Source organism: Thalassospira sp. A40-3, assembly GCF_015871485.1.
GTDB classification, from domain to species: domain Bacteria; phylum Pseudomonadota; class Alphaproteobacteria; order Rhodospirillales; family Thalassospiraceae; genus Thalassospira; species Thalassospira tepidiphila.
The window spans coordinates 3,487,954-3,509,268 of the sequence record NZ_CP065428.1 but is presented as its reverse complement, the minus strand read 5'-3'; the positions used below and the strand labels follow the sequence as shown (position 1 = coordinate 3,509,268).

Genomic DNA, 21,315 nt, shown 5'->3' with positions numbered 1-21,315 from the left:
TGCATGTCAGAAGTAGTCATTTCGGCAAAGTCTGTTGGAAAAACATTTGGGTCGGGTGCCGATAAAGTCACGGCACTGGACGACGTATCTGTCGATATCTTTCAGAATGAATTTTTCACCATGTTGGGTCCTTCGGGCTGTGGCAAAACGACTTTGCTGCGTCTGATCGGCGGGTTTGAACAGGCAACTTCCGGGCAAATTTTGCTTGAAGGAAAGGCGCTAAATGATCTTCCGCCTTACAAGCGGCCAATCAACACGGTGTTTCAATCCTATGCACTTTTCCCGCATCTGACGGTCCGGCAGAACATCACGTTCGGTCTTGAAATGCAGGGCGTGGCGCGCAAACAGGCCGATGACCGCGCCGAAGAGATGCTTGAACTTGTGCGGCTCGCCCAATATGGCGACCGCGTGCCAAGCCAGCTTTCCGGTGGCCAGCAGCAACGTATTGCGCTGGCGCGGGCATTGGCCCCGGCGCCAAAGGTTTTGCTGCTTGATGAGCCGCTATCTGCACTTGATCTGAAATTGCGCAAGGAAATGCAGGTCGAACTCAAACGCCTGCAGACAGAAACCGGGATTACGTTTGTTTTTGTCACCCATGATCAGGAAGAAGCATTGGCGATGTCAGACCGCATTGCGGTTATGAAATCGGGCGAAATTCTTCAGATCGGTGCGCCCCGTGAAATCTATGAAGCCCCGACCCACCGATTTGTTGCCGACTTTATCGGCGACAGTAATTTCCTTGTTGGCAATCTTGTCGATGAGGGTACTGGCAAACGCGCCATAAAGCTTGGCGGTGGTCAGGTCATTGAACTGACACAGGATGTGTCCAGTCAACGAAGTGGCGAGGTCACTGTTTCGGTCCGTCCGGAACGTCTTGGACTGGTTGCTGAAAACCAGGCCGGGGCCAATCTGCTTGTCGGGACGGTTTCGACGGTCATCTATTTCGGCACGGATACGACCTATCAGATTGATCTCGGCAATGACGCCCTGTTGACAGTCCGGATGCAAAACGGATCGGGTGCGAAGGCCGATTTCGCCCAGGGCGAACGTGTTGGCATCACCATGTCCCCTGACTCCATTCGGGTACTGGCGGATTGATCATGGGTAATATCATACGATCCAAACGATTTTGGCTGGTCGCGCCCGCGGTGGTCTATATCGGCTTCTTCATGGCCGTGCCGCTGTTGCAGATGGCCTATGTTTCGATGTTGGAGCGCGGCGATTATGGCGGGGTGAACTGGGGCGTATTCTCGATGGATGCGTATATCAGTTTCATCTTTGAACGCGATCTGATGGACAATCTGGTGGTCAATACTGATTACCTTCAGATCTTTGCCCGTTCCTTTGGCCTGTCGGCAATGACCACGGTCTTTGCCCTTTTGCTGGGTTTTCCGACCGCGTTTTACATTTCAACCCAACCCCAAAGCCGCCGGAACTTCCTGATCTTTCTGGTGACCATTCCGTTCTGGACCAACATTCTGGTACGGAACTATGCGTGGATGCTGTTGCTGCGCAATGGCGGCCTGATTGATGGGGCGCTGAACTGGATGGGGATTGAAACCGGTGGGCTTGATGTCCTTTACACGCCGTACGCAGTTTCCATCGGTCTGACTTATACCTATCTGCCGTTCATGGTTTTGCCTATCTATGCCAGCCTTGAGAAACTGGATCACCGCCTGGTCGAGGCGGCCTTTGATCTAGGCGCGGACAAGCGCCGTGCGATGAGCCGGGTGATCCTGCCACTTGCGGCACCGGGCATTGCCGCGGGTTGTATTCTGGTCTTCATTCCGTGTCTTGGCGCCTATGTAACGCCGGAGCTTCTAGGCGGTGGCAAGTTCATGATGATTGCCAACCTGATCGGCAGCCAGTTTGGTGCCGCACGTAACTGGCCGCTTGGGGCCGGGCTTGGCTTTGTGCTTCTGGCACTCGTTCTGATCTCGATGATGGTCTATTCGTTCAAGTTCAAATCATTGCCGGAGGAAAGCCGATGAAAGTCGATGCTTCCAACCCGCTGTGGCGTTTTCGCGGGATCACCTCGACGGCAATGTTTTTCTTTGCCTATCTGTATTTGCCGATTGTCGTTCTGATCGCGCTGTCGTTTAACGAAAACCGTCTGGCGACGATCTGGACCGGCTTTACCATGGACTGGTACGTCACGGCCCTTTCCAACGATGACATGCTGCGTGCGGCCCAGAACTCCATCGTAATTGCGGTGTCGGCGACCGTGCTGGCCACAATTGCCGCCACCTTGGCTGCGATGGGCATGTCACGCGGCCGGTTCAAGGGCGAGGCAGGTGTTTCCGCCATGCTGGTTCTGCCGTTGCTCGTACCTGAAATCGTGACCGCGATTGCGACCCTTCTGTTCTTTGTCGCATTGGGGATCAAGCTTGGTCTTCTGACCGTGATCATTGCCCATACGGTCTTTTGCATTCCGTTTGCCTATCTGCCGATCCGCGCGAGGTTGGAGGGCATGGACCCGGCACTGGTCGAGGCGGCAAATGATTTATATGCCAACGAATGGAAAGCCTTCCGGCGTGTGACCTTGCCGTTGCTATGGCCGGGGATTTTGTCAGGCGCGATGTTGTCCTTTATCATCTCGCTTGATGACTTTGTCATTTCCTATTTCGTTGGCGGTGCAGGGGCAACGACCTTGCCGATCTATATTTTCGGGATGATCCGGATCGGGATCACGCCCGAGGTCAATGCTGTCTCTGCGATGATGCTGATTGTCTCAATCTTGTTTGTCAGCATCTCGTTCCTGATTGATCGTATTCGATATTGATCTCTGAAACTCAAAACGGGATTGCCGGTTCCCGGACGGGCCGGCCATCCGAATAACAAAACAACCCACCGTCCTTATTTGGGAGTCTCACGATGAAACTACGTTCTGTGCTTCTGGGAGCATCCGCGATCGCCTTGTTGTCGGTCGGTTCGGCAAAGGCGGATGGCGAACTGTTTTTCTATAACTGGTCGAACTATTTTCCGCCGGAACTGATGGAAAAGTTCGAAGCAGAAACCGGCATCAAGGTGACCCTTGATGTGTATGATTCCAACGAAACCATGCTGGCAAAGCTTCAGGCCGGTGCATCGGGCTATGACATTGCGGTTGCATCCGACTACATGGTTGACGTGATGATCAAGGAAGGTCTGGCGACCAAGTTTGATGCCAAAAGCCTTGAGAATTTCGGCAATGTTGCCAAGCCGCATGACACCATGAAATACGATCCGGAACGCGAATATTCCGTGACCTATCTTTGGGGCACTACCGGTTTTACCTATGATGCGGCCGCGGTTGACGGCGAACTTGAAAGAAGCTGGAAAGAGTTCTTTGAACCGCGTGAAGAATTCCGCGGCAAGATTGGCGCGCTGAACGACGAAGTCGAAATGTTCAATGCCGCGTCCTACTACGCCGGTGTTGAAAAATGTACCGAAGATCCCGAACAGGCCCAGAAGGTCCTTGATGTTCTGATGAAACAGAAACCCTATATTGCTGTTTACAGCTCTGAGGGGACCATCGACCGGATGTCGGCCCGCGAAGTTCAGATGCACATGCAGTGGAACGGTGCCGCCCACCGGACCAAGGAAAGCATCCCCGAGGCTGTGTTTGTCTATCCGAAGGAAGGTCTGACCTATTGGGCTGATCACTTCGTCATTCCGGCGGGTGCACCGAACCTTGAAAATGCCAAGACCTTCATCAACTGGATGATGCAGCCCGAGAACGCGGCAGAAGCCTCGAACTATGCCGGTTACATGAACTCGATCAAGGGGACTGGCGAATTCATGGATCCGGCGCTGAATTCCGATCCGGCCGTGAACATGCCAGAAGAATACGCAGACCTTTTGATCGCGTCGCAGAACTGCTCGGTCAAGGCGCGTGATCTTCGTAACCGTGTCTGGACCAAACTTAAAAACTAAGTCTGGTTCCATTCCCGATCTATCTGATCCGGCTGTCAGTTGATGGCCGGATCATGCCGCTTATAGCTAAACGCCCCTCTGAATATCAGGAACGCTGATCATGACGTCTCCGGCATCCTTCCCCGAATATGTAACCCTGGCCCTGTGGGCGACGAACCTTGGCCGACCCGTTAAAGACATGGCGGGGTGGGCCAATCACGTTGATGCCCAGATGGCCGAGGCGGCAAAGCAGGGGGCAAAGATCTTTGTCTTGCCGGAATATGCCAGCGAACAATGGTTGGCCTTCAAGCCAGATGGTCTGCAAACAGGTGAAGAAATCGCCTGGATGGCCGACCTTGCACCAGAGGCCCGAAAATATGGTGCCGAGCTTGCCAAAAAGCATGACATGCTGCTCGTGGCTGGCAGCATGCCCTGGCACATTGATCCTGAAAATCCAGATGCCGGGCAAACCAACAGCGCAATGATTTTCACCCCCGAAGGCGATGCCATCATTCAGGACAAGCTTTCCCTGACTCCGGGCGAACAGGAACCTGAAAACTGGAACCTGACGCCGGGCAAGGCTTTTAATGTCATCAAATGGCGTGGGCTGAATGTTGCCGTGCTGATCTGTCTCGATATTGAAATGCCAGCCTTGTCCTGCCTGCTGGCACCGCTTGATATTGATTTGTTGCTGGTCCCGTCCATGACACTGACACCATCGGGCTATCACCGGGTGTTTGGCTGTGCAAAGGCGCGTGCGGTTGAACTGATGACCGTGGTTGCTGCCTGCGGCACGACGGGTGCTGCGGTCAACACCACCAACAATCCGACCAACTATTCCGGTTGTTCGGTCTATACCCCGTGCGAACCGCAACTAGGACATACCGGCCGCTTTGCCGAGACCGAACCGACCTTTGATGACGGTGCCGATGGCGAAGTTCTGATTGCCAAGGATGTGCCGATTGGACTGGTTCGCACGCTTCGTAATGGCGAGGCCGAAGTCTGGCCGGGCGGCTGGACGGCAGGCCATGTGTCGGTCACAAAAATCGGCTAGCCCCTGCGTGGGAACATCCCGAAATCTTTGCTTGATCTGCATGGCGCTTCAAAGATGATGTTTCCTGTGACAGCGACATAAATCTAAATCAGGAACAGTCATCATGAAAATCGCGGTTATGGGTGCCGGGGCAGTTGGGTGTTACTACGGGGCGATGCTTGCCCGTGCTGGTCATGACGTTACCCTGATCGGGCGTCCCAGCCATGTCGAGGCGATGAACCGCGATGGCTTGTTGCTCGATTTCGGATCCTCGCAGGAATATGTCATCGTGACCGGGAATACCGATGCCGCCGGTGTTGCAGGTGCGGATATGATCCTGTTTTGCGTTAAGTCCACCGACACCATTGAGGCCGGCGAGCAGATTAAGCCATTCATCTCTGCCAACACAATTGTGCTAAGCCTGCAAAACGGTGTGGATAACGCCGAACGACTTGGCGGTGTTCTTGGTCAACCCGTCATTCCGGTGGTGGTCTATGTAGCGACCAGTATGGGCGGCCCGGGCCACGTCAAACACCACGGGCGGGGCGAGCTTGTCATCGGCCCATCTGCGCAAAGTCAGACAGTCGTCGATACACTGGTGCCAGCCAAAATTCCGGTTGAGGTTTCCGACAATGCCGACGGCGCCCTGTGGGCCAAGATGATTTTGAACTGTGCCTATAATGCGCTTTCGGCGATCACGCAGCTCCCTTACGGTGAGGTCGTGCAAGGTGTCGGTGTCTGGGATGTAATGCGTAATGCGGTGGATGAATGTCTGGCCGTTGCCAAGGGATGTGGAGTGACGGTGCCGGGTGATGTTTGGGGCGCGATTGAAAAGATCGCCGAAACCATGCCCGGTCAGTTTTCCTCGACCGCACAGGATCTGGCACGCGGCAAAGCAAGCGAGATTGATTTCCTGAACGGGTATATCGTTCGCAAGGGGGCGGAGCTTGGTATCGCGACGCCGACCAATCTTGCCCTGCATGCCCTGACCAAGCTTCAGGAAACCAAATTGGCCTAATCGCCGGGTTATTCGGCCGGGGAGTTGGCCTGCTCGGTTGATGTCTCGGGCGTTCTTTTGAATTTGCGGGCAACGGCTGCAACGATCTGGTCGTTAAACATCACCAGGGCCGCGGCCATCACGATGAAGACCCCGCCCATCAGGCTGATCGGGGCCGGCAATACGCCAAACACGACAAGATCGAGAATGATCGCCCAAATCATGGCAGTATATTCAAAGGCCGACAGGGTCGATGCCGGGGCACGCGCCAGTGCCTCGGTCATGGCGATATGGGCAAGCCCGCCGGTCAGCCCGGCGCCAATCAGAAAGACAATATTGCTTGTCGAAAGCGGGGCCCAGCCAAACGGGATGGTCAAAAGTCCACCGATCGAACAGATCACGGCAAAGTAAAAGGCAATAGTGCCGGATGGTTCCGTCGTGGTCAGCGACTTTATCTGTACCTTGGCAAAGGCAGTGGTGACAGCAAAGGCCACACCGGCACCAATCCCGATCAGGGTATTGTGATCCAGCCCCGGGGTCGACAGCATCGGCCACAGCATCAGGAACACCCCGGCAAAGCCGCCGATGGTTGCACTGATCACAAGCCATCCCGGATTTTCACGAAGCGTGATGATCGCAACCGGGATCAGAATAAGCGGGGCAAGGAAGCCAAGTGCAGTGGCCAGCGCCAGTGGCAGATAAGCCAGTGACACAAAGGCCAGAAACATCGAAACGCAGCCATACGTGCTGCGTTTCAGATGTCCAAACGGGCGTTTGGTTTTAAGCGCCCTGGGAAACTGATTGCGCCACATCAGATACAGCACAATCGGGATCAGTGCGACACTGCTCCGCCAAAAAACGATCTGACCGGTCGGGGCCTCAAAGGATGCCAACCGTACAAACAGGTTCATGACCCCGAACAATCCGGTCGCGGCAAGGCGTAACCCAATTCCAGACCAGAAACTGTTCATTGCGATCTTCCTGAATGGTGGCGGGTGCTTGGCACCTGTTTTCAGGAATATCGTAAGTTGGTGGCGGGCAATACTGATAAAATTTCATGTCAGAGATGCGGGAAATCTGACACGGTTTGGCGGCAAAAGGTGCTCTTTAAAGGGTGTGCAGCCACTTTTCATAGCGTGTATCACGTTCACTGCCATCCGCGTCCTGCACGTTATTCGATGCATTTTGCTGGCTGCGTCTGAAATCACCCGGCGTCATGTCAAATTTTTCGCGAAATGCCCGGATGAAGGACGTGTCACTGGAAAACCCGCACTCAAGCGCGACGTCGTAAAGGGAACGGGGGCGCTTCGTTGTGGTGCTCAGCAATTGCTTGGCACGGCGCAGACGCAGATCACGTGTATAGCGATAAACGCCGCCATGCTCTTCAAGCAACTGATACAGCTTGGACCGTGAAATGCCTAACTCTCTTGCCGCACGGTCCGGGGTGAGATCGGGGCGCGAAAAATTCTCACGGAAATAACGCCGGATTAGCGTCATGACTTCAAGGTTCTGGCGTTTATTGGTCGTCTCGCTTGTTTCGCCATATGCGGAATTGAGGCAGGCGGCAAGCATATCGGCAAAGCTGTTTTCAAGCACATGGGCATGCTCGCTCTTAAGCGCAGACGCATTGGCCTTCAGCGAGCGCATCAGATTTGCAACAATCCGGACCATCGGGTCACGTGGGCTGAGAAACCGCATGTTGTGATCTTCGGGCAGGGTAAGCCGGTCTTCAAGAAGGGGGCGAGGAATGATGAAGGCAAGGTTATCAAAATCGCTTGTTGTCGCCCGTGCGACTTGCGACAGGTCCTGAAAGAGCAAGCCGTCAGCTTCTATTTCCTGGCCGTCCTTGCCATCATCTGTCGACATACCACCGTTATAGTAAAGCTGGACCATATAATGATCCATGCCGTCGGCAGCGATTGTCTTGGAACTGCGTTCCCAGAACTGATGTGTGCTGTTGGTGCGGGCAATCATCATCGATCCCAACAGATCCGCATCCAATGTTGCATGGAAGTTGTTCTTGCGGATGTCGGGAAGGGTTTCGACGCTGAAAATGCAGTCAATACTACTTTGCCAAACGTCATAACGTTTGGACATGGGTAGGTCATTGACCGTGAAAAAAGTATGGGTTGCTGACTGTGTCATGCCTGACTCCCGGTTTTGCTTCATTGCAAACAACGCTACTTGCGCGGGTGCATCTGGATTAATATTCGACATCTCTAATACCAGATTTTTTTCATATTAAGCGGAAACCGGGCGTTCCGTCAAAACCACAAAGGTATAGGTTTAGGTTAAAATGAACGCAAAGGTATTATGATTGCGTAAGTGGATCTGGATTATACCTTTGGTTTTAAGGTCTTATGGCTATACGGGATGTTAGGGATTATTTTTTCGAAATCCCTTTATTAGGTGTTTTGGATGGTTCGCACATTTTTTTGGACGCTTCGTGCATTGTCACCCCGCTGCACATGGTAAAAATCCAAAAAACAGAGATGCCGCCTATGACGAAAAACAGAAAACGCTGGCGGCCCTTATCAGTGTGTGCACCGAACCTTGGGGGATTAGATGCATTCGACAGAACCACATCCGGCACGCCGGACGGGGGAGAAAAACTATGCCGGCCCCGGCCGCGACTGGGGAAAGAACTGCCACGTGTTACCCGGACGTCGTCAAGGCGAGAAAAATCACAATTTCTGGCAGAGCCGGGAAGATCAGGAACCGGTGTTCCTATCCTTTGATGATGAACCATCAGCAGCGTCATGCTTTGGCGATCCTGAGATGGTGCAAGGTGCAGAACCGTCTTCTGTGAACCAGTCTCTTGCGGCGACCTTCGATATGATGAAGTCGCTTTCTGAACTGGTCCGCGTATTGGAAGCCATCCGTTCTGTGTCTAATGAAAATGATATCTTCAGCGCAGACGAGCGACTTTTGGATCATACGAAAGACACGTCGTCAGCAGGTGGCGAAGGCAATGACACCCGCCCATGGGTGCTGGCCGTGATTGACCAGCTGGCCGTATTGGGCGCGTCGGAACGCATTCCGTCGCTCAACCATGGTGCGAAGGCGATGGCCTATGGCGACCGCATTCAAGCGGCGAATGATGTCGTATCACGGGTCTCGCACTAAAAATAAACTCAAGGTCGACCATAGAGGACTGGATGTATCACTGCCCGAGGTGAGGCTGACTTGCGATCACCCGGTGTGTATTGCAGTGTGTATTTCTGTTTCCTGATCCAGGCATAAATGCGCATCAGACCGGATAGTGTATCTGGGGGCTGTTGGCTGCTGCGTGCTTTTCCAAAGCCGAAAAGCTGGGTTTTGCCACGTTTTTTGGACAATTTGCATATTCATATGGATGGAATGTGCAATTCCAGCAAACAACCTGTGGTATTTGTGGATTAAATAATAAGACACATGTCCGTTCACAGAGTGGGAATATCTGCGTTCAAGTAAGGGCATGGATATCAGAGAAGCGCAATTATTACGCTCTGGGGAAAGAGATGATGTCGTACGAACCACATCCGGCACGCCGGAAGGGTGAGGTTAATTGTACCGGTCATGGACGTGACTGGGGACAAAACAGCCATATTCTTCCAGGGCGTCGCGTCAATGAGCCCAACCATCAGGCTTGGAAAAGCCGCATGGCAGCGGGCATACACAAATACGAACCTTCCGATGCAGACGGTGATGGATTATTTGCCGACTACATAGAAGAAGCTTCAGTCGCCGTGACCCGAACCTTCGCAAACAGCGTCGGGATGCTTAAATCAGTGATGGAAATGATGGCGTTTCTTGAAGGCATCCGCGTCATGCATCATGACGGTGCCGTTGCGCCGAAAGCGGATAAGCGCCTTGATCGTCTGAGCAATGGCAGGTTTACCAATCGGGCGTCGGAAAACGCGACGCATGAACGAAACGGCTTGTCCTCGGAATTCATGGTTCAGCTTCACAACATGTGCACCAACGGACAGAATCCTTGCCGGGACCATGTGAAAGTGACAAAGCGGTACGGAACATATCTTGAGCCCGAGCACGAGATCATTCCGCCAAAACCACGTGTAACCCGTTACGACCACTGAGCATCCCGGGCCTAGCGAAAATAGCTGCCCGGTGTGCGGCCTGTGACCTTGCGAAACATTGCGATAAAGGCCGATGGGGTTTCGTATCCAAGATCAAGTGCAATCTCGGTTACCGGACGGTCATTGGCGAGCTTTTCAAGCGCATGGAGCAGACGAAGCTTTTGCCGCCATTCGCGGAATGGCATGCCGGTTTCGCGCTGAAAAAGCCGGGCAAGCGTCCGGCTTGAGGCACCGCATACTTTTGCCCAATCCTCAAGCGTGCGGTTATCTGCCGGGTCACTTTGCAAGTGATCGCAGATGCGTGCCAGTCGGGTGTCCTTGGGCGCAGGCAGGTAAAGCTTGTCCTGATCTGGCGCCTTGATCTGATCCAGAAGCACCCGGATCAGGCGTCCTTCTTCCCCATCTTCATCATATTCGACCGGAATTTCTGTTGCGGCCCGGATCAGTTCGCGCAAAAGCGGACTGACTTCCAGAACCATGCAGCGATCGGGCAGGTTGGCGGCAACGTCCCGACCGATATAAAGGTGGCGGGCTCGGGTAAACCCGGTGCAGGTCACGGCATGCTGCGTGTGGGGCGGGACCCATACTGCGCGCTGTGGTGGCACGATCCACATCCCGGCCTCTGTCACCACGGTCATCGTACCCTCAATCGCATATAAAAGCTGGTTCCAGTCATGGCTATGTGCCGCAACATGATAGCCAGCAGGCATATCACTGACGCGGACATATACCGCGCGTGGCAACTCACGCGGGCGGGGGACCTTGTTGTGATGTTCCGGACGTCCGTCAAAGGTATTGAGGATATGAACCATGATGCGGCGACATTCAAATCTGTCTTGATTGCGATATATGATGGCAGATTACCGCAAGACAGACGGATCGGACAGGTTTAACTTGGTCGCATTCCAAAACGCACAAGATGTGACAGGGGCGTCGCCACCACAACGATCCTGTCCTCGGAGGTACAATGTCCAACGAAATCATACCGGAAGCCAGCAATCACGCGGCCCCACTTGGTGATGCGCCCGACGCCCCCAATAATGTGAGTGCAGCCCCGGTTCATAAGGGTTGGCGCAATCCGGAAGTTCTGCTGATCGTTATGGCGGCCGCCATGCCGCTGTCCTTTTCGACCTGGATGGCGCTTCTAAACAACTTTTCGGTCGAAATGGCCGATTTCACTGGCCGCGAGATCGGCATCTTGCAGTCCTTGCGTGAAATCCCCGGTTTCCTTGCTTTTACCGCGATTTTTGTGCTGCTGGTCCTGCGTGAACAGACATTTGCAGTTCTGTCTTTGCTGGTGCTTGGAATTGGCGTTGCCATATCGGGCTATTTCCCGACCGTGATCGGGCTTTATTGCACGACGGTTCTGATGTCGATCGGCTTCCATTATTTCGAAACCATGCAACAGGCCCTGTCATTGCAATGGGTGCGCAAGGATCGCACCGCCATGGTCATGGGACGGCAACTGTCGGCAAAATCAATTTCGTCGCTGATCATGTTTGGCATGGTTTGGGTGATGCTCGAAGTCTTTGCCGTCGAGTATCGCTACGTCTATCTGTTCGGCGGTGCGTTGACGGTCCTGGCCGCCTTGTTTGTCTGGGGGGCGTTTCCGAAATTTGCTGATGCCCATCCGCAGAACAAGAAGCTGATCCTGCGCAAACGCTACTGGCTTTACTATGCGTTGACTTTCATGAGTGGCGCACGCCGTCAGATCTTTACCGTGTTTGCCGGCTTCCTGATGGTCGAGAAGTTCGGTTATGACGCAGCAACCATCACTTTGCTGTATCTGCTTAACCACGTGATCAACATGTTCCTGGCCCCCAAAATCGGCAAGATGATCGGCAAATGGGGCGAACGCCGTGCGCTGGTCTTCGAATATGTCGGACTGTTCATTGTTTTCGTCTCCTACGCCTTTGTCGAAAACCACATTCTGGCCGGTGGTCTTTATGTGATTGACCATCTGTTCTTTGCGCTGGCGATCGCTATCAAGACCTATTTCCAGAAGATCGCCGATCCGGCTGACATCTCCTCAACCGCCGGGGTCAGCTTTACGATCAACCATATCGCGGCTGTTTTCATCCCGGCGGCCTTCGGGTTGATTTGGCTGATTTCGCCGGGTGCGGTGTTCCTTGCCGGGGCCGCCATGGCCTTTGTCTCGCTGGTGTTGGCCCTGAACGTCCCACACGATCCGGAGCCCGGCAACGAGGTTATTCGCGGATACAAGTCAACCGCGATGCAGCCAGCCTGATCACCAAATATCTCTCAGACCAGAAACGCCTGCCGATCGTGGCAGGCGTTTCTGTTTGTGTTTGCCCTGCCTTTTTCGCAAAATCTTCAAAACCCCGCCATTTAAACGGGATTACAGTTTCGCGGTTTAACGCATAAGCAGGGACACGGCTCGATGGTATTCATTCACAAAAACGCTGCCCGGATGACCGGGATTTCGATGGCACTTGCACTGGTAAGCAGCACGGCATTGGCCGATAGCACGGTGTCTTTGCGTATCCTCGAAACCACCGACATCCACACGCATCTGGTTAATTATGACTATTACCGTGATGGCGAGTCCGACACGGTTGGTCTGGCAAAGGTCGCGACCCTGCTTAAAACCGCACGTGGCGAGGCAGAGAACGTTGTCTTTATCGATAATGGTGACCTGATCCAGGGCAATCCGCTTGGCGATTATATGGCCAAGGAACGTGGTCTTAAGGACGGTGATGTCCATCCGGTCTATAAGGCGATGAACCTTCTTGGTTATGACGCGGCCAATATCGGGAACCATGAATTTAACTACGGTCTCGATTTCCTCGGTAAATCATTGGCCGGTGCCAACTTCCCCTATGTCAGTGCCAACGTCTTTGTTGATGATGGCGATGACAATCCCGACAACGACAAGCCGTATTTCGAACCCTATGTGCTGCTGGATCGGGAGTTTACCGATAATGACGGCAAGGTGCACAAGGCGAAGGTTGGTGTGATCGGGTTTGTGCCGCCCCAGATCATGCAGTGGGACAAGGCCAATCTGGAAGGCAATGTGATTGCAAAAGACATTGTCGAGATGGCAAAAAAATATGTCCCGGAAATGCGCGAAAAGGGTGCGGATATCGTCATTGCTGTTCCGCATTCCGGCCTGTCGACCATGGCGCGTAATGGCATGGAAGAAAATGCCACCTATTACCTTTCCGAAGTCGATGGCATTGATGCGATCCTGTTTGGCCATGCCCACACTGTGTTCCCGTCTGAGGCCTTTTCCGATCTTGAAGGTGTCGATATTGCCAAAGGCACAATCAACGGCGTTGCGGCAGTGATGCCTGGCTTCTGGGGCAGCCATCTTGGCGTGATTGACCTGACCTTGAATGTCACCGATGACGGCGAATGGAGTGTCACCGACAGTCTGTCTGATGCACGTCCGATCTATCAGCGCGAAGGCCGGACCGTGACGCCGCTGGTTGAAGCCGATCCGGAAATCATTGCCGCGGTCAAGGAAGAGCACGAAGCCACCATTGCCTATATGCGCGAAGGTGTGGGCACCACGTCGGCACCGATCAACAGCTTCTTTGCGCTTGTGGCCGATGATCCTTCGATCCAGATCGTGACCAATGCCCAGAAATGGTATCTCGAAAAGATCCTGAACGGATCGGAATATGATGGCATTCCAATCCTGTCGGCCGGGGCGCCGTTCAAGGCCGGTGGTCGTGGTGGTCCGGACTATTTCACCGACATTCCCGAAGGCAAAATTGCGCTTAAAAATGTCGCGGATCTTTACATCTATCCAAACACCGTGCGCGCAGTATTGCTTGATGGTGATCAGGTGCGTGAATGGCTTGAAATGTCAGCAGGCCAGTTCAATCAGATTGATCCGAACAGCAGCGAAGAACAAGCTCTGATCAACTCGGATTTCCCGACCTATAATTATGATGTGATTGATGGCGTGACCTACGAAATCGATGTCACCAAACCGGCCCGCTATAACAAGGCGGGCGAAGTGATCAATCCCGACAGTCACCGCATCGTCAATCTGAGCTTCGAAGGCAAACCGGTGACAGCAGATCAGAAGTTTGTCGTTGCGACCAACAACTATCGCGCCGGCGGTGGTGGCAATTTCCCGGGCCTTGATGGATCGACGATCATTGTCGAGGCACCAGATGAAAACCGTACGGTGCTTGCCAACTATATCCTGACCGAAAAGGAAATTGATCCGAAGGCGGATGGCAACTGGACCTTTGCCCCAATCGGTGAGGCGTCCGATGTAACGTTTGTTACCAGCCCCAAGGCATCCTCGGCCGTGAACGCACCTGACAATATCAGCTTCGTTGGCGAGGATCAGGAAGGCTTTGCCAAATACGTGCTGCAAACAAGGTAACCAACAGAACCTTGATATCGCCCAACGAAAAAGCCGCCCTGATCAGGCGGCTTTTTTGTATCTCGGTGTCTCTGCAGGCGATTGCCTGGCGCAGAGGGTATTATTTCCGGTTTGCAGCCTGCGGGCCTTTGCCGCCGGGGCCACCTTGCTGTGCAGGGGGATTGTCTTCGCGCGGGTTCTTGCCGTTAAGATAGGCCTGTGCGCAATGTTCGTCGCAATAAGGCTTGCTCGGTACGATTTTCTTGCCGCAGAAATGGAAGTCGTCATCGCCCGGATCGCCAAACGGCCAACGGCACATGCCCGGACCAAGATCAAAGATCGAAATGCCTTTGGTCTGCTGTTTGGGGGCCGGTGCCTTTTTCTGTTCTGCTTCCTCGGCGCGGCGCTGGATCGGGGACGGGCGCTTGGGCAGTCCAAGGCGGTGTGCCTTGCCAACGACGGCATTCTTGCCAACGCCCAGTTCTTCACCGATGCGTGCCGTGGTCCAACCCTGATTCCAGAGCGAGGTCAGCAATTCAATCTTTTCCGGCGTCCAGCTCATTTCGAGTATATTCCGTATTTCTTGGTCTGCCGGTCAGAATATCCGGCGGCAGGTGCTTGTTGTTCGATGTCAAACAGGGATACAGAGGTATCCGCTAATATCGTGTAACGCAAGGGTCTTGGAGATTCGCATCCCGGCCCGTCTGCGCGAACAGGGCAATTTGCATGTTGAAGCCACAATGTAAAGAGGGGATCGCGTTTTGGCAGGGTTTTTCATTGCAGTGACCGTTTTCCTTGCAGGCCACATTATTCCGGGCTTGCTGCGCGAAAGGCTTATAAGACGTATTGGCTACCGCCCCTATATTATTGCATTCTCGATCCTGTCCGTTCTGCTGTTTGGCTGGGTCATTCACGAGGTTTTGGTCGCGGAGTCGTTTTTGCTCTGGGACTATCAAACCTGGCAGGCACAGCTCCTTGTGGTTGTCATGTTGCCTGCCTGTATTTTGTGGGCCTGTGCCATTCTTCAACCCTGTCCGCTGTCAATTGGTCGAAAAGCCGGCTTTGATCCGGCAAAGCCCGGCGTCAATCGGTTTTGCCGTCATCCATTGCTATTGGGCATGATCCTTTGGGGTGCCGGACACACGATCGCCAATGGTGATACTGTCGCCGTTCTGTTCTTTGGCGGCAGCAGCATTTTTGCCCTGATCGGGTTCTGGCGGATGGAAAAAATCCGGCTGCGCGGAATGACGGATGGCGAACAGGCGATCCTTCTGGCAGCAACCCGACGCTTTTCGCTGTCAGGCCTGAAGGGTGCCTTTCGGGGGCGGGATATCCTTGCCGGGATTGTTCTTTATCTCCTGATCCTGGGTGGGCATGGTCATGTGATTGGTGTCGATCCACTTGCAATGGCAGGCTGGTAATAATGTTTTGATCGCAAGGCTTGTCAGCCAAGGTTTTGACAGGGATACTGGGGGTGCGGTGCAGGAAATCTGCACTGGCCCGCTTTGCCGTATAGTATGGCAAAGGGCAGTTTCAAGCGAGGTAACATGACGTCTCCTCAACTTGCGAGCAGTCTGGCCAAATTCGCCGAAATGGAAGGACGTCACCCGCGTCTTCTTCTGGCGACGGCATCCTCCGTCGAAGAAAAACACCACAAACATGTCGCAACCCTGTTTGCCGATGGCGGGTTTGACGTCGATGTGGCGCCCCGCCATTCCGATGCACAATCCATTGCCCTGCAGGTGATTGATTGCGACGCCGATATCCTGCTTCTGATCCGCACGTCCATGACGGCAGAAGATCGGGTCAGTGTTGCTGATCTGATTTCCGCACTCGATGCGCTGGACGCGGAATATGTCAAAGTCGGTATTGTCGGTCATGCCGATGATCCGGCCGCGGGGAATGTCGACTTTGTTTGTGATCTTGAACATCTGCAAACAAGCGACTGCGAGGCACTGATCGACTACATTCTGGCAGTTGAAGAAACCCGCGTCGCACAACATATTTAGAACGTTGCAAAATTTCGCCGTCTTTCGGTGCAATGTTTTCGAAACTCTTTGGGCGCATACTGATTGCACATCAGTTGCACGCGAGGGCGGGATGTTTAATCAAGGGATGATTTGATGGGATTGCTCAAGGAAACGCTGATGCGCGTCTTTGTCGGCAAAAAAGGCCGGGATGCGATTCAGGCTTATAACGACGCGCAATCCCTCCATATGCGTGACAGCGCCACTGCGGAAAAAACAGCCGCTCAGGCGCGTCAGGCACGTCGCATCGAAGACCGCGCCCTTGCCCATCAGGAAGAAGGCATGTCGCTCGAAGAAGCCCGTGCGCTTGCCCTTGCCGAAACCCTGACCGAACAGGCCGACGCCCCGCATACCGAAATCATGAAGGCGCTGAATGCCGCCGATGCCAAGCTTGGCAAAAAGAAAAGCAAGATCGCAACGCCTGAGGACGAACGTCGTCAGGAACTGATCAATGAAGCGGTCAAGGCGCTGCGCAGCAAACAAAGTGACCTTGATCAGCTGGATCCCGATCTGCGCGCCAAGCTGACGGTGATGGCCGTTGGTGCATTGATGGGCGGGCCAAATACGCCGCGTCAGTAAATTTCTATAAGCCTGTAAGAAGATGGCACCACCCGGATCGGGTTGGTGCCATTCTTTTTTGTGGTGTCGGCAAAGGACGGATCAGGGCTCAAGGCTGCGGTGAAGGCCTGTGACGAGTTCGCAATAGGATGGCTCGTTATCCGCCGTGAGATATCCGTGGCGGATCAGAAAGTCGATCACGACTAGGGCGCAATTGAATTTGAAATCAAATCCGGTGCGGACGATTTCGGCCACTTCGGCGATTGGTAAAAGATCAAATTGCGCGACCTCACCATCGGCGCAATGCGGCACAAAATCCTCTGGCAATTCCAGATCGAAATTGACCATCACGTCGGGTTTCAAGCCTTCATCGGTTTCATAAAGATATGAAACAGTACCGATCGCGACGACGTTTTCAGCAAGGTTTGCTGGAATACCGGCCTCTTCGGCGCATTCCTTGATCATGTTTTCGTGGAAACCAAGGCCGGTCGGTTGGCCGCCCGCCACCATGTTATCGAGCATGCCGGGGTAGGTCGGCTTGTCCAGCGCGCGTTTGGCGATCCACATGTGAATGCCATCGGTCTTGCGGACAAAGCCGTTCATATGCACGCCCCACGACCGGCATCCGAAATAAGGCATGGCAAACCGATCCAGCTGGCACAACGGATCGTCGGAAAGCCGATTGCGGATATCAAACTTCTCGCCGTGCAGGTGCTTGATCACGCCTTGTTGGCACAGAGCCTCGGTTGCCTCGATCAGGGTCTGGTTACGCGCATCAATGGTTTTGATGTGCGGGCCAAAACCATATTCGCCGTTCTCGTCACGGATGAAGCTGTCCCCAAGCCCGGTAAGGGCGCTGGCAAATTCTGACCGGAAGGCCCCGACCGGAAGATCGCCAATGCGAAACCGGGCATAGCGCGACAGATTGGCGTTATTGCACGCATGGATATGATCAAGATAGGCCAATTCAGAACTCCTGTCGGGCAGAGGCACTGCCAGTTTTGCAGTGCCGCAACCAAGACAGCCTACGCGCTAAGCGCTGAGTTTGAATAGCCTTTTTCCGATGTCAGAACCGTATTGACGTGAATGATCTGACGCAGGCATCGCGCGATGTGCTCGGCAACTTTGGTTTCAAGTTGCTGAACCTGGATGTCGATCTGAAGTTCCTCGTAACCGCGCAGCCCATTGGCAACCGTCGAATGCCAGCTGGCAGGAACCAGATTACGCTTGGCAAACAGTTCGAGAACGCGCGGCATCACGTCCGGTTCGGCAGCGGCGTGAACGGAAAAACAGTAAACGGATTTGGGGGTATGTGCGTCCATTGCGGACGCAGCAAATGCATGATCAGTCATGACAATGCTCACAGATATTCAGTGCATCAAAAAGGCGAACAGATACGTCCCGGTGTCCTTAGACAACCGGGCTGATAATTCGCGCAATGATGACCGAAAAGACGCTGTGATGTGTCATGGAGCTATTTAAAAGAAGGTCTCTTCAAAACCAGTTGGTTTGCCAGTTGGTTTGAATGGGGACGCTAATGATGAAAGCGAAGCGTAGGTCAGATGACCAGAAGCGATGCGATGACGGCCAGAATGGTACCAGCGAACAGGATTTCCATCGAACGGGCGATCTGCTGTTCACGGGCAATGGCGATTGCAACTGCTTTGCGCTTATTCATCATGTTTACTCCGTCTTATGACAGGTAGTGTCAATGTGCCGGGCTCGGCACACGTCAAATATAGGCAGGCAGATGGCCGAGTTACAAGAGTTGTTGCTCAAAAAACGTCAAAAAACTTTCAACCTCATGGAAAAGGTCACGTTTTCGCTGCCTGTTTTGTCACAAATTGTAATGGGCCTGCCTGTTTGAAACGCATTATGCCTTTTCCGGTTCCATAACAATCAAACGGTTTCAATGCCGCTGTCCCGATTCGCGGTGGTTTCGGGGGATTCCGTCGGATTTACGACATGTGCGTAGTCGCTTATCGGCTTGGGGTATCCGTATTTATACCCCTGCACAGAGCGGCAATCATGATCGTTCAGGAAGCTTGCCTGTTCGTCAGTTTCGACCCCCTCTGCAATCACCTCGAGGTTGAGGTCGCGGCTCAGATTGATCACCGCACGGACGATGGCAATCGCCTGATCGTTGCTGACCAGCTTCTTGATAAAGGACTGGTCGATCTTGATGCGATCCACCGGGAAGTTCTGCAAGGTCGCAAGCGACGAGTAACCGGTGCCGAAATCATCCATGGCAATCCGCACGCCCAGCTTCTTGATATCAGACAGGATCTTCATCGAGCGCGCCGGATTGTGAATAAGCGCTGTCTCGGTGACTTCCAGTTCGAGGCGTTTCGGATCAAGACCGGTTTCGTTCAGGATCTCGGCAACCAGTTCCGGCAGTTCATGTTTCTGCAATTGAACTGCTGACAGATTGACCCCGATACCAAGCGGATTTTTCCAGCGCGCGGCCTCTTTGCAGGCGGTTCTAAGTACCCATTCGCCCAGCGGCACAATCAGGCCGGTTTCCTCGGCAATCGGAATAAACCGTCCGGGCGGGATCGATCCCAGTTCCGGATCGGTCCAGCGCAGCAAGGCTTCAAACGAGTGGATCACCTGATCATTACCATCGGTCTCGCATTGCGGCTGGTAATGAAGTTCAAGCTGGCCATTCTCCATCGCATGACGCAGGTTCGATGAAAGCTGGCGCTTGAAACGGTATTCCTCGTCCATTTCCGACGAATAGAACACAATGTCATTGCCGCCCGATTGTTTGACCCGATACATCGCAAGGTCGGCATGAAAAAGAATGCTTTCGGCGTCATTGCCATCGGTTGGATAATGCGCAATCCCGATACTTGCAGAAAGCTTCGCACGGTGTTCGGCATTGATGAATACCGGGAGCGCGACACAATCAAGGATTTGCTGGGCGGTTTCGCGCGACCGGGCGATAACGTTATCCATATCTGATTGTTCAGGGTGCGACAGCAGGGCGACAAACTCATCACCGCCAACACGCGCGATCACTACATTATCGCTAAACAGCTCGGCAAGGCGTTCACCCAATTCCCGCAGCGCATGGTCGCCGGCAATATGGCCAAAGCTGTCATTGAGTTCCTTGAAGTGGTCGAAATCAATGCACATCACCGTCAACGGAATGCCGGTTTCATCCGATTGCGTCAGTGCCTCGGCCAGTCGGTCATTGAATGTTGACCTGTTCAAAAGCTTGGTCAGGGCGTCACGTTCTGCGAGGAAACGGATATGGTTTTCTGCAGCATACCGTTCGCGCAGATCGCGCAGCCCAAATATCACGGTGGCATCCGATATTTCATCGGCGGGAATTTCGCGACGCACGACCTCGACCGGTATGGCGGTATTATTGCTCCAGGACAGGGTCGTTTCTGCATAACCGACCTTCCCTGATTTGAATTCCGCCGGTGTATCGGAAAGCCACTCTGTCAGGAAATCCTGATCAAGAATGTCTGCGCGGGTAACGCCACCCAGTTTCAGGAAACTGTCATTGGCATCAATCACCCGCCCATTCTGGGTCAGAACGAGCGCCTCGATGGCGGAATCGCCCAGAATGCGCATGCGGTTGCTGACATGATCGCGAAGTTGCCGGTCAACAAGGGCGGTGACAAAACCAATCGCAATCAGCCCGATGGCAACAACGGCGACGCCGACAGCAAGATATTCCTGCGAAATAAGCTGTGCCGGAACAGGGATAGTCGGATCGGGTGTGATCACCAGTGCACCCATCGCGCCGAAATGCATGGTCGCCACTGCGATGGTCAGGTTTGCCTTACCCAGAAGTTTCTGCTGGTCGGTCTGTGCGGTCTTGGCCAGATATAGCGACGCCATGCCGAACAAGGCCCCCATCAGGATGGCGGCAATCACAATATCCATGTGCCAGCTGATAATGCCGGGAACACGGATGGCAGACATGCCGGTGAAATGCATGGCCGAAATACCGAGCCCGACAACAAGGCCGCCGACAAGACGCGACAATACAAGATGCGGCCCACTGATCGAGGCAATCGCAAACCCGATGGTGGTTGTCGCGATCGCAATCGCCAGCGAAATAGCCGTCAGAAGGGGCTCATAGCCAACCGGGACAACCGGGTCATAGGACAGCATTGCAATGAAATGGGTCGCCCAGATGCCACCGCCGGTCACAACCCCGGTCAGGAACAGCCATGCGATTTTCTGACGAAGGCGACCGATGCAGGCGCGTGCGTACAGATTGAATGCGGTATGAATGCCCGCCAGTCCAATCAGAAGGGCAACGAGGACCAGAACGATATCGTGCTGGTGTGCCAGACAGTCATAAATTCTGTACATTCACGTGCCAAATCTAAAATTAATGTAATAGTTTCAATAACTAATACATT

Annotated in this window: 21 protein-coding genes; 13 read left to right on the top strand and 8 right to left on the bottom strand. The window is 53.7% G+C overall.

What is annotated here, in order from left to right; translation table 11 throughout:
* Positions 1–3: 3 nt before the first annotated feature.
* From IT893_RS16120 to IT893_RS16095, 6 genes are all read left to right on the top strand, one after another.
* The gene (locus IT893_RS16120) at positions 4–1,098 is read left to right on the top strand and encodes an ABC transporter ATP-binding protein (RefSeq protein WP_197145955.1); all 1,095 of its coding nucleotides are present in this window, start codon (positions 4–6) and stop codon (positions 1,096–1,098) included.
* A gap of 2 nt (positions 1,099–1,100) precedes the next feature.
* On the top strand, positions 1,101–1,991 hold the full coding sequence (locus tag IT893_RS16115) for an ABC transporter permease (RefSeq protein ID WP_064779788.1): 891 nt from the start codon (positions 1,101–1,103) through the stop codon (positions 1,989–1,991).
* Positions 1,988–2,782, top strand: a complete 795-nt coding sequence (locus tag IT893_RS16110) for an ABC transporter permease (protein WP_063088623.1) — start codon at positions 1,988–1,990, stop codon at positions 2,780–2,782. The genes IT893_RS16115 and IT893_RS16110 overlap by 4 nt, the downstream gene beginning before the upstream one ends.
* Positions 2,783–2,874: 92 nt before the next feature.
* Entirely contained in the window at positions 2,875–3,915 is a 1,041-nt protein-coding gene (locus tag IT893_RS16105) for an extracellular solute-binding protein (protein WP_197145954.1), read from the top strand.
* Positions 3,916–4,015: 100 nt separating this feature from the next.
* Positions 4,016–4,948, top strand: coding sequence for a nitrilase-related carbon-nitrogen hydrolase (locus tag IT893_RS16100; RefSeq protein WP_197145953.1), 933 nt, complete (start codon positions 4,016–4,018; stop codon positions 4,946–4,948).
* A 103-nt stretch (positions 4,949–5,051) separates the two neighbouring features.
* Positions 5,052–5,945: a ketopantoate reductase family protein gene (locus IT893_RS16095; RefSeq protein WP_064779786.1), complete on the top strand. Its 894-nt coding sequence runs from the start codon at positions 5,052–5,054 to the stop codon at positions 5,943–5,945.
* A gap of 8 nt (positions 5,946–5,953) precedes the next feature.
* Here the strand turns inward: IT893_RS16095 and IT893_RS16090 are convergent, their stop codons facing one another.
* Together IT893_RS16090 and IT893_RS16085 are read right to left on the bottom strand one after the other, a co-directional pair.
* Positions 5,954–6,895 carry a DMT family transporter gene (locus IT893_RS16090; RefSeq protein ID WP_197145952.1) on the bottom strand — a complete coding sequence of 314 codons (942 nt, stop codon included), beginning with the start codon at positions 6,893–6,895 and terminating at the stop codon, positions 5,954–5,956.
* 136 nt (positions 6,896–7,031) lie between these two features.
* Positions 7,032–8,069, bottom strand: a complete 1,038-nt coding sequence (locus IT893_RS16085; RefSeq protein WP_197145951.1) for an AraC family transcriptional regulator — start codon at positions 8,067–8,069, stop codon at positions 7,032–7,034.
* A gap of 420 nt (positions 8,070–8,489) precedes the next feature.
* Here IT893_RS16085 and IT893_RS16080 point away from each other — a divergent pair, with 420 nt between their 5' ends.
* Both IT893_RS16080 and IT893_RS16075 read left to right on the top strand, forming a co-directional pair.
* Complete coding sequence (locus IT893_RS16080) at positions 8,490–9,050, top strand: hypothetical protein (RefSeq protein WP_197145950.1); 561 nt, start codon at positions 8,490–8,492, stop codon at positions 9,048–9,050.
* A gap of 374 nt (positions 9,051–9,424) precedes the next feature.
* Entirely contained in the window at positions 9,425–10,003 is a 579-nt protein-coding gene (locus tag IT893_RS16075) for a hypothetical protein (RefSeq protein ID WP_197145949.1), read from the top strand.
* Between the two features lie 11 nt (positions 10,004–10,014).
* Here the strand turns inward: IT893_RS16075 and IT893_RS16070 are convergent, their stop codons facing one another.
* The gene (locus IT893_RS16070; protein ID WP_197145948.1) at positions 10,015–10,815 is read right to left on the bottom strand and encodes a helix-turn-helix domain-containing protein; all 801 of its coding nucleotides are present in this window, start codon (positions 10,813–10,815) and stop codon (positions 10,015–10,017) included.
* 155 nt (positions 10,816–10,970) lie between these two features.
* On the opposite strand from IT893_RS16070, the gene IT893_RS16065 reads away from it, so the two are divergent.
* Both IT893_RS16065 and IT893_RS16060 read left to right on the top strand, forming a co-directional pair.
* A complete protein-coding gene (locus IT893_RS16065) occupies positions 10,971–12,251 on the top strand; it encodes an MFS transporter (protein WP_197145946.1) in 1,281 nt (426 codons plus the stop codon).
* A 153-nt stretch (positions 12,252–12,404) separates the two neighbouring features.
* A complete protein-coding gene (locus IT893_RS16060) occupies positions 12,405–14,366 on the top strand; it encodes a bifunctional 2',3'-cyclic-nucleotide 2'-phosphodiesterase/3'-nucleotidase (protein ID WP_197145944.1) in 1,962 nt (653 codons plus the stop codon).
* Positions 14,367–14,466: 100 nt separating this feature from the next.
* Here the strand turns inward: IT893_RS16060 and IT893_RS16055 are convergent, their stop codons facing one another.
* Entirely contained in the window at positions 14,467–14,907 is a 441-nt protein-coding gene (locus IT893_RS16055; RefSeq protein ID WP_063088632.1) for a GcrA family cell cycle regulator, read from the bottom strand.
* Positions 14,908–15,106: 199 nt separating this feature from the next.
* Between IT893_RS16055 and IT893_RS16050 the strand changes: the two genes are divergently transcribed.
* The 3 genes from IT893_RS16050 (at position 15,107) to IT893_RS16040 (ending at position 16,951) form a co-directional block, all read left to right on the top strand.
* Positions 15,107–15,766: an NnrU family protein gene (locus IT893_RS16050; protein ID WP_197145942.1), complete on the top strand. Its 660-nt coding sequence runs from the start codon at positions 15,107–15,109 to the stop codon at positions 15,764–15,766.
* A 126-nt stretch (positions 15,767–15,892) separates the two neighbouring features.
* Complete coding sequence (locus IT893_RS16045) at positions 15,893–16,354, top strand: hypothetical protein (RefSeq protein WP_064780015.1); 462 nt, start codon at positions 15,893–15,895, stop codon at positions 16,352–16,354.
* Between the two features lie 114 nt (positions 16,355–16,468).
* The gene (locus tag IT893_RS16040; RefSeq protein ID WP_063088634.1) at positions 16,469–16,951 is read left to right on the top strand and encodes a hypothetical protein; all 483 of its coding nucleotides are present in this window, start codon (positions 16,469–16,471) and stop codon (positions 16,949–16,951) included.
* An 81-nt stretch (positions 16,952–17,032) separates the two neighbouring features.
* Here the strand turns inward: IT893_RS16040 and IT893_RS16035 are convergent, their stop codons facing one another.
* The 4 genes from IT893_RS16035 to IT893_RS16025 all read right to left on the bottom strand — a co-directional run bounded on the left by IT893_RS16035 (position 17,033) and on the right by IT893_RS16025 (position 21,265).
* Positions 17,033–17,896 (bottom strand): NUDIX hydrolase family protein, encoded by an 864-nt coding sequence (locus IT893_RS16035; RefSeq protein WP_197145940.1) that lies wholly within the window; start codon positions 17,894–17,896, stop codon positions 17,033–17,035.
* 59 nt (positions 17,897–17,955) lie between these two features.
* Positions 17,956–18,282 carry a hypothetical protein gene (locus IT893_RS16030; RefSeq protein ID WP_063088636.1) on the bottom strand — a complete coding sequence of 109 codons (327 nt, stop codon included), beginning with the start codon at positions 18,280–18,282 and terminating at the stop codon, positions 17,956–17,958.
* A 206-nt stretch (positions 18,283–18,488) separates the two neighbouring features.
* Positions 18,489–18,611 carry a hypothetical protein gene (locus IT893_RS20255; protein ID WP_255356118.1) on the bottom strand — a complete coding sequence of 41 codons (123 nt, stop codon included), beginning with the start codon at positions 18,609–18,611 and terminating at the stop codon, positions 18,489–18,491.
* A gap of 218 nt (positions 18,612–18,829) precedes the next feature.
* Positions 18,830–21,265: an EAL domain-containing protein gene (locus IT893_RS16025; protein ID WP_197145938.1), complete on the bottom strand. Its 2,436-nt coding sequence runs from the start codon at positions 21,263–21,265 to the stop codon at positions 18,830–18,832.
* Positions 21,266–21,315: the final 50 nt, after the last annotated feature.

What these genes read in the sequence shown, in the direction of transcription:
- IT893_RS16120 (WP_197145955.1), top strand. Translation starts at nt 4, where the DNA reads ATGTCAGAAGTAGTCATTTCGGCAAAGTCTGTTGGAAAAACATTTGGG.
- IT893_RS16115 (WP_064779788.1), top strand. Translation starts at nt 1,101, where the DNA reads ATGGGTAATATCATACGATCCAAACGATTTTGGCTGGTCGCGCCCGCG.
- IT893_RS16110 (WP_063088623.1), top strand. Translation starts at nt 1,988, where the DNA reads ATGAAAGTCGATGCTTCCAACCCGCTGTGGCGTTTTCGCGGGATCACC.
- IT893_RS16105 (WP_197145954.1), top strand. Translation starts at nt 2,875, where the DNA reads ATGAAACTACGTTCTGTGCTTCTGGGAGCATCCGCGATCGCCTTGTTG.
- IT893_RS16100 (WP_197145953.1), top strand. Translation starts at nt 4,016, where the DNA reads ATGACGTCTCCGGCATCCTTCCCCGAATATGTAACCCTGGCCCTGTGG.
- IT893_RS16095 (WP_064779786.1), top strand. Translation starts at nt 5,052, where the DNA reads ATGAAAATCGCGGTTATGGGTGCCGGGGCAGTTGGGTGTTACTACGGG.
- IT893_RS16090 (WP_197145952.1), bottom strand. Translation starts at nt 6,895, where the DNA reads ATGAACAGTTTCTGGTCTGGAATTGGGTTACGCCTTGCCGCGACCGGA.
- IT893_RS16085 (WP_197145951.1), bottom strand. Translation starts at nt 8,069, where the DNA reads ATGACACAGTCAGCAACCCATACTTTTTTCACGGTCAATGACCTACCC.
- IT893_RS16080 (WP_197145950.1), top strand. Translation starts at nt 8,490, where the DNA reads ATGCATTCGACAGAACCACATCCGGCACGCCGGACGGGGGAGAAAAAC.
- IT893_RS16075 (WP_197145949.1), top strand. Translation starts at nt 9,425, where the DNA reads ATGATGTCGTACGAACCACATCCGGCACGCCGGAAGGGTGAGGTTAAT.
- IT893_RS16070 (WP_197145948.1), bottom strand. Translation starts at nt 10,815, where the DNA reads ATGGTTCATATCCTCAATACCTTTGACGGACGTCCGGAACATCACAAC.
- IT893_RS16065 (WP_197145946.1), top strand. Translation starts at nt 10,971, where the DNA reads ATGTCCAACGAAATCATACCGGAAGCCAGCAATCACGCGGCCCCACTT.
- IT893_RS16060 (WP_197145944.1), top strand. Translation starts at nt 12,405, where the DNA reads ATGGTATTCATTCACAAAAACGCTGCCCGGATGACCGGGATTTCGATG.
- IT893_RS16055 (WP_063088632.1), bottom strand. Translation starts at nt 14,907, where the DNA reads ATGAGCTGGACGCCGGAAAAGATTGAATTGCTGACCTCGCTCTGGAAT.
- IT893_RS16045 (WP_064780015.1), top strand. Translation starts at nt 15,893, where the DNA reads ATGACGTCTCCTCAACTTGCGAGCAGTCTGGCCAAATTCGCCGAAATG.
- IT893_RS16040 (WP_063088634.1), top strand. Translation starts at nt 16,469, where the DNA reads ATGGGATTGCTCAAGGAAACGCTGATGCGCGTCTTTGTCGGCAAAAAA.
- IT893_RS16030 (WP_063088636.1), bottom strand. Translation starts at nt 18,282, where the DNA reads ATGACTGATCATGCATTTGCTGCGTCCGCAATGGACGCACATACCCCC.
- IT893_RS20255 (WP_255356118.1), bottom strand. Translation starts at nt 18,611, where the DNA reads ATGATGAATAAGCGCAAAGCAGTTGCAATCGCCATTGCCCGTGAACAG.
- IT893_RS16025 (WP_197145938.1), bottom strand. Translation starts at nt 21,265, where the DNA reads ATGTACAGAATTTATGACTGTCTGGCACACCAGCACGATATCGTTCTG.